Consider the following 12,328-nt stretch of genomic DNA (forward strand, 5'->3'; position numbering starts at 1 on the left):
TAGTATTTTCAAAAAAACCTCTGTTCATTCTTCATTTTTCACTTTTTATCGACAAAAAGAGAGGATGTCCTAAAAGGTCTACTTTTGACCTTTTAGGACATCCTCGAAGCAATTTGCAGAGCCGCTACATCTTTTACAAGTTTTGAGAGGAGCTAGTTTCTCCTCTCTAAGAGCATAACGACTGAGCTATTGCACCTTTGTTAATTCAGAATTTGAGAAACTTCTCTTTTATTACGCCTTATACAAACCCGAAGCTTGCAAATCATCAATAAATTTATTGAATTGAGGAATATCCATTTGCTGTGCTGAATCAGATAACGCAACTGCAGGATCTGGATGTACCTCTGCCATGACCGCATCTGCACCGATCGCTAATGCAGCCTTAGCTGTAGGTAGAAGCAAATCACGACGTCCTGTAGAATGCGTTACATCAACTAACACAGGTAAGTGAGTCTCTTGTTTTAAAATTGGAACAGCTGAAATATCTAATGTGTTTCTAGTCGCTGTCTCGTACGTGCGGATCCCACGCTCACATAACATCAAATTGCTGTTCCCTTTTGCTACGATGTATTCAGCCGCATGAATGAACTCTTGAATGGTTGCCGATAGTCCTCGTTTTAATAATACTGGCTTATCTACTGCACCAGCAGCTTTTAACAATTCAAAATTCTGCATGTTGCGAGCACCAATTTGAATTACATCAAGATATTCCACTGCAGTTTCTATATCAGATGGATTGACAATTTCACTAATAACGACCATATCAAGTTCATCAGCTACCTGCTTTAAGATCTTTAGCCCTTCTAAACCTAAGCCTTGGAAATCATATGGAGACGTACGAGGTTTAAATGCCCCTCCACGTAACAATTTAATTCCTCTTTCTTTAAGAGCTTTTGCGACCGTTAATACTTGCTCATAGCTCTCCACTGCACATGGCCCCATCACAAGACGTTGCTGACCATCGCCCATCATAACACCTTTTAAATCTACTACTGTATTTTCAGGATGTTTTTTACGAGAAACTAGCAATGCCTTACTGTTATCCTCTTCTTGTAATTCGAGGCTCGCTTTGAAAATTTGTTTAAATAAATGTTGTAATGTTGATGTTTCGAATGGACCTTTATTATTTGCAGCAATATGGTCAAGCATGCTACGCTCTCTTACAGGATCAAATCGATTAACACCTTGCGTACTTTTTACTTTTCCAATCTCTTGAACAAGACGAGCTCGCTCATTGATTGTTTCAAGAAGCTTTAAGTTCACCTCGTCTAATTCTGTTCTCAACACATCTAATTTATCGTTGCTCACTATTCTCCACTCCCTTTTACTTTGCCTCTTTGTATTTAAAATTCATTATATATGAAAATTCAGAGAATGTCACGAACTTTTTCTTTAACGCTTTTAAGCTTTTATGCTTCTAAGCGATAAAGCAAAATAAATACTTTGTACTTACGTTTCAATTTAAATTTTAGTACACTGTAGATAGTAAAATTGGGAAACCGGTGGTCATCTAGCGGTCGAATCCCACATGAAGGAGCTATAATCATGTCCTCTGAATTACCACTTTTTGCCCTTGATATTGGAACACGTTCTGTTGTTGGTCTATTACTTAAACCGAATCAAGGAAAGTTTGAATTAATTGATAAACTAGTAAAAGAACATGATGAACGGGCGATGCTTGATGGACAAATCCATGACGTCCCTGCTGTTGCAAAAGTGATTCTACATATTAAGGAGTCTCTTGAAAAGAAACATGGTCCATTACATAAAGTATGTGTAGCAGCAGCTGGACGTTCTTTAAAAACAAAACGTTCACGCTATTCAATACATATAGAAACAAAACCGATGCTTACACGAGAAGACCTTCTCCATCTGGAATTAAGCGCGGTCCAAAATGCTCAATTTCAGCTAGCTAATGAGAAAGAAGGACAAGACGCTTTAGAATACTATTGTGTTGGTTACTCTGTGCTTGCCTATCAACTTGATGGAGAAACGATTGGGAGTTTGCTAGATCAAAGCGGAAAAGAGGCTTCAGTCGAAGTTATTGCAACCTTTTTACCGAAAGTTGTAGTTGAGTCCCTACTCGCTGCCCTTACAAGAGCCGATTTAGAGCTAGAGGCACTAACCCTTGAACCGATCGCTGCAATAAATGTGTTAATCCCTCCTTCTATGCGTCGATTAAACGTCGCATTAGTCGATATTGGAGCCGGTACGTCAGACATTGCATTGACTGATCAGAATACCGTCATCGCCTACGGAATGGTTCCAATAGCCGGAGATGAGATCACCGAAGCCATCAGCGACCAATTTTTATTGGATTTCCCTGATGCCGAAAGGGTAAAAAGAGAACTTAATGAACAAGAACATATTCAAATGACAGATATATTAGGTAATGAAGTAACTAATGAAAGAGAGACAATCATTAATGCTGTTAAAAGTTCCATTCAAGATCTTGCTCAATCGATAGCGACAGAGATTTTACAACTAAATGGCCGTGCTCCTCAAGCTGTTATGCTAGTAGGTGGTGGAAGTTTGACACCGAGACTTCCTCAATATTTACAAGAAATCCTCGGATTAGCAGAAAATCGAGTTGCCATTCGTGGAGCCGATGCCATTAAACTATTGCAAATACAAGAAAGTCAAAGTTATGGACCAGAGCTCGTAACACCTATTGGGATCGCTATTGCCGCTAAGGAGAATCCTATTGAATATATTAGTGTGACGGTGAATGAGCGAACACTTCGCCTCTTTGACGTGAAGAAACTAACGGTTGGTGATGGTCTATTAGCTGCTGGGATTGATATCGCAAAACTTTATGGAAGACCTGGCCTTGCGTTAATGGTTACCGTTTGTGATCAATTAATCTCCATCCCAGGCGAACATGGATCTCCACCCACTTTGTTACAAAATGATCAACCAACATCTTTAGATACGCCTCTTTTTGCGAATGATCAATTAATCGCAAAAAGAGGTGCAGATGGGGCATCATCCACTATTACGATTGGCGAACTACTTGGGGATATTCCCGGATTACCTATTACATTTAACAATGAAGAATTGGTGTTACCTATTACCATATTCGTCAATGGGAAAGAGGTTTCTCCTGTCACTTACGTAAATGACCGAGATGTGATTACGACAAAACCATCTAAAACAATTAGAGAATTGTTGGCTTCCTTTGGACATCTTTCCTATGCTTCACCTATAATTGTTACGTTGAATGATGAGAGAGTTGAGTTTGCAAGTCACCTATGTAAACCTTATGTGAATGGCAATGAACAAACGCTAGATTATGTATTGAATCGTTTTGATAACATCGACTTCAACGCAAACCATGCTTTAAAGCAATGTTCCATAGAGAATTTGCTGCACTCAGTAGGCATTAAAACACAGCATTCCATTTCTGTGTTGTATAATGATCATCAAGTCAGTCTATCAAAGGATTTAGTTGACGTGTTCCGAGATAAAACAAAACTACATTTAGAAGATGCCTTTCTTCCAAATGATTGCTTAACTTATGTATCGCATACGGACCATTCCTTTATTTTACAAGACCTTTTTGCCTACATAGACCTTTCGATTTCATCTTTATCAGGAAAAAGGCTGTCTATAAAAATTAATGATGAAGAGGCCAGTTTTAGTAGCCCGTTATCACATAACGATTCCGTTATTATCTCCACCGTTGAATTTTAATACATAAGAAAAGCCGCTGCATGTGTGTATGCGGCTTTTTCTTTATAAAGGAACATTAGAGACTTAAGGACAGGAAGATTTGGCTACCCAGAATACGCGTTTTCCTTTCGTACGGGAGCCATTCCCTTCCTTTGACTACCCAAATCATGTTCAGTCCCTCTGCACGGGAGCCAACCCCTTCCTTTGACTACCCAAATTCCGTTCGGTCCTTCTGCACGGGAGCCATTCCCTTCCTTTGACTACCCAAATCCGGTTCGGTCCTTCTGCACGGGAGCCATTCCCTTCCTTTGACTACCCAAATCCGGTTCGGTCCTTCTGCACGGGAGCCATTCCCTTCCTTTGACTACCCAAATTCCGTTCGGTCCTTCTGCACGGGAGCCATTCCCTTCCTTTGGCTACCCAAACCGCGACAAGGCTCCAATGCCCAGTGCTAATACGACTCTCCCAAGTAAACATTCCTTATAGAGCCCTAAAAAAGCTAAAAAAGCCTGCTATGAGAATTTCCCCATAGCAGGCAAAGAGGCATGTTTTCTCCATGCCTCTTAGTTAGTTACATTATTTTGATTGTGCTGTCGCTGCTTCTTCTTCTATCTTTGCTTGAATATCATTTACTTCTTGTTTGACAGTTTCAGCTATTTCTTCCCCAGATTCTTGAACTTCACCTGCAAGATCACCAACAAGCTCTTCAGTTGAATTGGCTGTTTCTTGTGCTTCTGTTTTCAAATTGGACGTAGCTTCCTTCACCTTATCAACAACTTGTGCTGATTGGTCAGAAACGACTTTAGCAATATTTGAAGACTTCTCTTTTGCGTAAGTAGCCCATTCATTTCCTTTATCATAGGCAGTTGATGTAAATTGAGTTGTTTTATCACGAGCAATTTGTGCTTGCTCATTAATATCATTACGGAGTTCTTTCCCTGATTTAGGTGCTAAAAATAAGGCTGCTGAAGCACCTACAATCCCACCAATTAATGATCCAATTAAGAAGTCCTTTGTGTTCATGCTATTCTTATCGCTCATAACCTTTCTCCTCCTTCAACTCATTCTGTTCTTTTTTTTGTTTGAACTTTGAATATAAATCAATTGCGACATTGCCCCATTGAACGGCTTTTGCAATTTGATCCGATTGTTTAACAACTTGAAACGAGACCGTATCAGAAACATGTCTGATTGACTGGTTGACTTGCCCGACTGAATCACCAAGATCTTTTACAGAAGCAAAAACTGTATTCAATGATTCCGATTTCTCTTGAAGATCATCAGCCAAACGATTTGTACGGTGCAACAATTCCTCAGTCTCTTTTGTAATTCCTGATACTTGCTTCTCTAAACCAGCCATTGTATTTGCAACATGATCCAGCGTTCGATTTGCTGACTTCAATGTTCGAACTAAATATATGACTAAAACTGCAAAGGCGATTGCAGCTACTAGCGCACTTATGTACAGTAGACTTTCCATTAGAGATCTTCACCTCCTTGACTTTTGCATTTCTATCATTCGTAATACCCAATCTAAAGCCATGTTAAACATTGCTCTTAACATTAATTCGTGGTTATCTGTAAATCTCCTGCATCTTTTCGCAATTACTGTTATGTTTTCCTAATATCGTATACAATAAGAAGGAACGTTTAAGGAGGAATTTGAATGAGAGATCCAAGAATTCAAACATTGGCCAAAAATTTAATTACGTATTCTGTTGAATTACAAAAAGGAGAAAAAGTATTAATAGAAAATTTTGGACTTCAACGTGAGCTTGTAACTGCACTTGTACAAGAAGCCTACCAAGCTGGAGGATTTCCTTTTGTCTTATTAAAGGATCATCAAGTTGATCGTTCATTGTTAATGGGGGCACATGAGGAGCAGCTTGAAATGATGGCTAGCTTTGAAGCTCAAGTCATGAGCGAGATGGATGCATATATTGGTCTGCGTGCAGGTGATAATATTTCCGAACTGTCCGATGTCCCTAGCGACAAAATGGCCTTACACGGCAAAACTGTTGGAACAAAGGTACATAGAGAAATTCGTGTTCCAAAAACAAAATGGGTTGTGCTCAGATACCCAAGCTCGTCTATGGCTCAGTTGGCTAACACGAGTACAGAAGCATTTGAAGATTTTTATTTTAACGTTTGTAACTTAGATTACAGCAAAATGGACGGGGCAATGGATTCATTAGTTGCCTTATTAGACCGCACAGACAAAGTACATTTAAAAGGTCCTGGCACAGATCTAACTTTTTCCGTGAAAGATATCCCGTCCATTAAATGTGCAGGAAAACGCAACATCCCTGATGGAGAAGTATACACTGCACCAGTTCGCGATTCCATCAACGGAACCATTACATACAATACTCCTTCACCATATCAAGGGTTCACGTTTGAAAATATTTCTTTCACATTTGAAAATGGAAAGATTGTGGATGCAACAGCAAACGACACTAAGAGAATTAACAATATATTAGATACAGATGAGGGAGCTAGGTTCATTGGTGAATTCGCGATTGGTGTCAATCCGTATATTCAACATCCAATGAAAGACATCCTTTTCGATGAGAAGATTGATGGAAGTTTCCATTTCACTCCAGGACAATGTTATGAAGAGGCATCAAATGGCAATTCATCCAGCATTCATTGGGATATCGTTATGATTCAACGTCCAGAATATGGTGGCGGTGAGATTTATTTTGACGATGTTCTTATTCGTAAAGACGGACGGTTTGTCATTTCAGAATTAGAAGCATTAAATCCGGAAAATTTAAAGTAAACCATCAAAAAAGGGTGACTCATATCATTTTGAGTCACCCTTGTATTAATTGGAAATAGCTCTTTCATAAGCTTGCTGAAACTTCTGAATATCTCCAGCTCCCATAAATAGAAGCACGCTATCTTCATGTTGTTTTAACATATCTATAGATTCTTCAGTGATTAACTGTGCATTTGGGATTAAGTCTTTCAAGTCATCGATCGTTAAAGAACCTTTCTGCTCTCTCGCCGAACCGAAAATATCACATAAATAAACAAAGTCTGCCTGCTTTAAGGACTCAGCAAATTCATTAATAAATGTTTTTGTTCTTGTAAAGGTATGTGGCTGAAAAATCGCTACAACCTCTTTATTTGGATATTTTTGTTTCGTTCCCTCGATTGTCACCGCGATTTCCGTTGGATGATGGGCATAATCATCAATGAGGACTTGTTTATCAACCACTTTTTCTGTAAAGCGGCGTTTTACCCCTTTAAATGTCTTTAAATGAGTTGCCACAACATCAGCCGGCACATTTTCATAATGACACAGGGCAATAACTGCTAATGCATTTAGTACATTATGCTTTCCGTATCCTGGAATCGTAAACGTTCCATATAAGCTATTTCGTACATAAACATCAAATTGTGTTCCTTCGCTAATTGTCTCGACATTTCTAGCTTGGAAATCATTATGTTCGCCGAACCCATAATAGACAACAGGAACATTTGCATGAATTCCTTGTAAATGTTCATCATCACCACAAGCTACGATTGCTTTCTTGACTTGCATAGCCATCTCCTGAAAAGCCGAAAAGACATCTTGAACATCCTTAAAGTAATCAGGGTGATCAAAATCAATATTAGTCATAATGCAATAGTCAGGTTTGTAGTTCAAGAAGTGCCGACGATATTCACAAGCCTCAAACGCAAAATAGGTTGAATCCTCTTCTCCTTTTCCTGTACCATCACCAATTAAGTATGAAGTAGGAAATGCGGAACCTAAGACATGAGCCAGTAGACCCGTTGTTGATGTCTTTCCGTGAGCTCCCGTTACCGCAATGCTTGTAAAATTTTGAATGAACTCACCTAAGAAGGTTGGATATTTCTTTACTTCAAGCCCTAATTCATGAGCTCTTTGTACTTCCTCGTGGTCATCTCCGTAAGCCGCAGATACAATCACTTGTTGATCGTTTTTAATATTGTTACGCTCAAAAGGCAATAAATTAATTCCTTTTTGCTCAAGTGGACGTTGTGTAAAGAATTGTTTCTCAACATCTGAGCCTTGAACTTGTTTATTCATATCATGTAAAACTTGAGCAAGTGCGCTCATACCAGAACCTTTTATACCGATAAAGTGGAAATTTGTCATAGTTGGACCTCCAAAATTCACATGGTTTTCTTGCGTCCAATGGTGTCAGTACTGCTGTTATAAAAGTTTCGACTAAGCCAATTTGAACATGCGAGCTTTTTTATCATTTGCATTGACCCATTATATCAGAAAACGACGCTATCACCAATTTGAGCCGTTCTTCTGTATTCACCCCATAGTATATGATATAACATGAAGAAAAGACCCTCTGAAGTAGAGGCTACAGATTTTTTGCGTTTCTGTAGCCTCTACGCTAATAAAAGGAGCCGATGTTGTACCTTTTTCATCATTGTGAGGTCAAACACACGGATCCATTGTTGCTTTACTCTACTACTTGCAGTCTTGGATTATCACGGAAGCGCCTACCAGCCTTGGCTTCATGTTCGCCATTTAACAGCACATTGTCTCCTGTAAAACCAATATTAAGTTTCAATAAGCTTCCTCCCACGCCATAAATGTCAACGGGGACTCCAGCTTCTTCATACTCTCTTATTCTTCTAGCCGTAAAGCCACCAGTAGCAATAATCTTAATATGCTCAAATCCTTCTTGATCTAACGCTTCTCTTAAAGCAAAAATCAAAGTAGGATTTGCACCACGAGGGTCAAAAGCCCCCATGACCTCTGGCTTCCGGCAGAAGTACTGGTCAACCATCGTTCTTGATGTATCAACCCTTACTCCTTTAAGTTCTGTACCAAATTCACGAGCGACTTTTAATGAATCCGTTATGACATCATTATTGTAATCAACAAGGGCCATCAGTTCATCCTCTGGATAGGTTTCTTTATATGCACGAGTTGCCGCAACAACATCTCCTCGGAACAGCTGAATCAGGGCATGTGGCATTGTCCCCATTCCCATTTTCCCCCACCATTCGTTCATAGCATGAGTTGCTTGTGCTTTAGATCCTCCTATAAAGGCGGCATAGCCATCCCCAGATTGCTGTGTAAAATGATCATCACGGTCTCCCATAAAAATGATCGGCTTTTGAATCCCTGATTGTCTAGCCGCCTTAGCTACATTATAGACGTTTGTTGCTACAGATGTGCGCCTAGCAAAGATCCCATCAATGATCCCCTCTAAGTAACCGAAATCTTCATATTTACCTGTTATCGTTAAAACCGTTTCAAAAGGTTTGATTTTATCTCCATCTTCTAATGATCTAATTTCAAGCTCATTCGCATTTCTAGCAAATGTTTTTATTAATGCAATGACTTCATCTGTCCCACATAAAACCGCATGTTCCTTTTGAAAAAATTGCATCGTAACTATATTATTTGGACGATATTTTTCAACAATCTCTCTTGTTTTCAAGAAATAAACGGCAGAGAACCAGCCCTCTTGAACACGTTCATCAAATTTAAAAGTTTCGTTTGTTAAACGTTTTATTTCTCCATTTAATTTCCGTGTAATCTCTTTCATCCATCTAAACTCCTTGTAATAAACCATTCAGCAGTAGAATAGGTAACGTTTTTATCTTACTATCATATATAACCTTTTCCATTAAGACAAGGTAAAAAATAGTAGAGCGTCGTTACCCCTCTTTATGATAGAGGACTTCTTCAAGCTCGATCTCATCTACGAGAACATGTCTTGGCTTACTCCCCATCGCTTCAGATACGATGCCTCTTTCCTCCATCATATCAATCAGCCTAGCTGCACGGTTATACCCAACACGAAAACGTCTCTGTAAGCTTGAGGCGGAGGCTGATCCTTGTTCAATCACAAAGTAACATGCTTCTTCAAAATGCTCATCGTCAACTTCGCCGTGGGCGACGTGTTTTAATTGCTCCATTTCTAATAAGTACTCTGGTTCTCTTTGCTTCTTCACATGAGCAACGACATCTTCAATTTCTTGATCAGATACGAATGTTCCTTGGACACGGACCGGTTTCGGTGAACCATTTTCATGAAAAAGCATATCTCCCTTACCAAGCAGCCTCTCCGCTCCTCCCATATCTAATATGGTTCTGGAATCGGTTTGAGAGGATACCGAGAAAGCAATTCTTGTAGGAATATTTGCCTTAATCAACCCTGTAATAACATCGACGGATGGTCTTTGAGTTGCAAGCAACAAATGAATTCCACATGCTCTTGCCTTCTGTGCAATACGACAAATGGAATCTTCCACCTCTTGAGGGGAAACCATCATTAAATCAGCTAATTCGTCAATAACGACCAACATTAATGGAAGTGCAGGTTTTTCAGGTGTTTCAGAATAAATCTCATTATATCTACCTACATCACGTACGCCTTGTTGACTAAACAGTTCATACCTTCGCTCCATCTCTTGAACAACCCATTTTAGGGCAGCTGTCGCCTGTTTAGCATCTGTAATAACAGGAGTAACAAGATGTGGGAGTCCGTTATATGGAGCTAATTCAACCATTTTCGGGTCAATTAACATAAGCTTCACTTCATCAGGAGTCGCTTTAAATAATAAGCTAATGAGCACTGAGTTAATACAAACACTTTTTCCAGAACCGGTAGCACCTGCTACAAGCCCATGAGGCATTTTCTTTAAATCTGTTACGATAGGCTGTCCGGAAATATCTAGACCAAGTGCAACCGTTAGCGGTGATTCTGAGCGAATAAAATCCTTCCTACGCAAAATTTCACGTAAAAAGACTGGAGTCGACGCTCGATTCGGAACTTCAATACCAATTGTGTTTTTCCCTGGAATTGGCGCTTCAATTCGAATGTCTTTAGCAGCTAACGCCAGTTTCATATCATCAGTCAATCCGGTAATCTTTGTTACTTTTACCCCTCTGCCAGGTTGAATTTCAAACCTAGTAACAGAAGGCCCTTTCGTCACATGAACAACTTTTGCATCCACATGAAAGCTTAATAGAGTTTCTTCCAAGATCGTACCTTGTTCGTTCAGCCATTCAGATTCATCCTCTTCCTGTATCTCAGGGTAATTTAGCAGTTGAATACCTGGATATGAGTAATCTGGTTCACTCTTTACAGGTGCAGGGGAAGGGGATGAAACTTGGGTCTGCTTCTTCTTTCTATCCTGCGGGAGCATCATCACATTAAACGGAATTGCTGCTTTTTTAGCTTTAAGCTCATCCGTAGACTTTTGATCTTGTTTTTCCTTTGCTAGTTTACTAGATTCAGCAGAAAAAATTTGTTCGCCTTCATCCAAGATCTGTTCTTGAGAATGCTCATCTGTTTTTTCAGTGTGTTCTTGGCGATTTTCATACTTTACAGAGGGTACCTCTTCTACTTTTCTTTCTTTTAATTCGTTTGCTACCTGTAGTTCTTGCAATTCCTGTCTGGCTTGTTCTTCCTGAACTTCTTGCTCTTCCTGCTCCTCTTGCTCTTCCTGCTCCTCTTGCTCTTCTTGCTCTTCTTGCTCTTCTTGCTCCTCTTGCTCTTCTTGCTCTTCTTGCTCTTCTTGCTCTTCTTGCTCTTCTTGCTCTTCTTGCTCTTCTTGCTCTTCTTGCTCTTCTTGCTCCTCTTGCTCTTCCTGTACTTCTTCTACTTCCTTCTCTAACCTTATTTCTTCGATTTGTTCTTCCATTACTGACTGAAGTTGTTCTACTTCAACAACTACGCTTGATTCTTCCGTTTTTTCCTCTCTTTCCTCAACAACAGAATCTAAAGCTTGAGCTATATCTGATTCCTCTTCCATTCGTTCTTCCTCTTGTTGAGATGTCGCCCTTGCTAAGGCCTCTTCTAAAATGGTAGGTACACCGTAAGGCCTCCCCGGATCTTTTGGGGAGAATGACTCTACTTCCTCGATGGAGTCTAGCATTGCATCGAGTACTTCTGGGGGTGTCTCCAGAGACTGCCCCCCATGATCTAGATTCATTTTCGACTTCATTTTAGCTTGTACACTCTTGACCGTTTCTTCTACCTGGGAGCCTACCTCACCAATGGAAAGAGGGCTTACTTCCTTTTTGCTTTTGTCCTCAAATGGGAGAACCGATACGCTATCTCCTAGCTTACTTTTTGCTGTTTCTCTCCCTTTGAAGCCATAAATCGGCGATGGTATTTCAGATAACTTAAACTCTGATTTTGAATTTTGGTTCCATTTCTTGTCGATCTGCTCAACTTCTTTTCCTTTTTTCATCGTTGGTGCATTTGTTTTTTTTGTTAATGTCTGCCTACTTTTCCTTTGAACACTTTCTTGCGGCGGATCGTCAATTAACGGAAAGCGAAAATTTCCTTTTTTCGGGTATTGATAGACGACTTTAGATTCACTTTTTTTATTTTCTACTTGAAACGACTTGCTCTTCGTATGCGTTCTTTCTTGATTCGTCTCTACTTCCTGATCATCTGCAGAATCTCCGTTAAAAAATTGTTGGAGTCTCCTCATCCAGCGATGCAATGTTCCCATTGTGATCACTCTCTTTCTTCAATCAATTCTTTTGTAACGATAGAAAAAGGCTGACTCATACCAATCTAATCAATGTTAGAATTGATCTGTTCCGAGCACCCGAACAGAAGCATTGGATTTGAGACAACCTTATATCATCACAGTTATTTGAACACGGCACCAATCTATATCAATCGTCTCTAGC

General features: G+C 39.7%; 8 protein-coding genes. 2 read left to right on the plus strand and 6 right to left on the minus strand.

The window, feature by feature from the left end; all coding sequences use genetic code 11:
• Window positions 1–231 precede the first annotated feature (231 nt).
• Window positions 232–1,308, minus strand: coding sequence for a bifunctional 3-deoxy-7-phosphoheptulonate synthase/chorismate mutase (locus LQ50_RS12700; RefSeq protein ID WP_034629851.1), 1,077 nt, complete (start codon window positions 1,306–1,308; stop codon window positions 232–234).
• A gap of 237 nt (window positions 1,309–1,545) precedes the next feature.
• On the opposite strand from LQ50_RS12700, the gene LQ50_RS12705 reads away from it, so the two are divergent.
• Window positions 1,546–3,693, plus strand: coding sequence for a cell division protein FtsA (locus LQ50_RS12705; RefSeq protein ID WP_034629853.1), 2,148 nt, complete (start codon window positions 1,546–1,548; stop codon window positions 3,691–3,693).
• A gap of 555 nt (window positions 3,694–4,248) precedes the next feature.
• On the opposite strand, the gene LQ50_RS12710 is transcribed toward LQ50_RS12705, so the two are convergent.
• Both LQ50_RS12710 and LQ50_RS12715 read right to left on the minus strand, forming a co-directional pair.
• Complete coding sequence (locus LQ50_RS12710) at window positions 4,249–4,713, minus strand: YtxH domain-containing protein (RefSeq protein WP_034629855.1); 465 nt, start codon at window positions 4,711–4,713, stop codon at window positions 4,249–4,251.
• Window positions 4,703–5,152, minus strand: a complete 450-nt coding sequence (locus LQ50_RS12715) for a DUF948 domain-containing protein (RefSeq protein ID WP_034629857.1) — start codon at window positions 5,150–5,152, stop codon at window positions 4,703–4,705. Before LQ50_RS12715 ends, LQ50_RS12710 begins: the two co-directional genes overlap by 11 nt.
• Before the next feature lie 186 nt (window positions 5,153–5,338).
• Between LQ50_RS12715 and LQ50_RS12720 the strand changes: the two genes are divergently transcribed.
• The gene (locus tag LQ50_RS12720; protein ID WP_034629859.1) at window positions 5,339–6,454 is read left to right on the plus strand and encodes an aminopeptidase; all 1,116 of its coding nucleotides are present in this window, start codon (window positions 5,339–5,341) and stop codon (window positions 6,452–6,454) included.
• A 45-nt stretch (window positions 6,455–6,499) separates the two neighbouring features.
• On the opposite strand, the gene murC is transcribed toward LQ50_RS12720, so the two are convergent.
• The 3 genes from murC to LQ50_RS12735 all read right to left on the minus strand — a co-directional run bounded on the left by murC (window position 6,500) and on the right by LQ50_RS12735 (window position 12,144).
• The gene (gene murC, locus LQ50_RS12725; RefSeq protein ID WP_034629860.1) at window positions 6,500–7,801 is read right to left on the minus strand and encodes a UDP-N-acetylmuramate--L-alanine ligase; all 1,302 of its coding nucleotides are present in this window, start codon (window positions 7,799–7,801) and stop codon (window positions 6,500–6,502) included.
• A gap of 322 nt (window positions 7,802–8,123) precedes the next feature.
• Complete coding sequence (locus tag LQ50_RS12730) at window positions 8,124–9,221, minus strand: nicotinate phosphoribosyltransferase (protein ID WP_034629862.1); 1,098 nt, start codon at window positions 9,219–9,221, stop codon at window positions 8,124–8,126.
• A gap of 112 nt (window positions 9,222–9,333) precedes the next feature.
• A complete protein-coding gene (locus tag LQ50_RS12735) occupies window positions 9,334–12,144 on the minus strand; it encodes a DNA translocase FtsK (RefSeq protein ID WP_034629869.1) in 2,811 nt (936 codons plus the stop codon).
• Between the last annotated feature and the right edge of the window lie 184 nt (window positions 12,145–12,328).

This window comes from Halalkalibacter okhensis (assembly GCF_000787375.1).
Classification (GTDB): Bacteria; Bacillota; Bacilli; order Bacillales; family Bacillaceae_D; genus Halalkalibacter; species Halalkalibacter okhensis.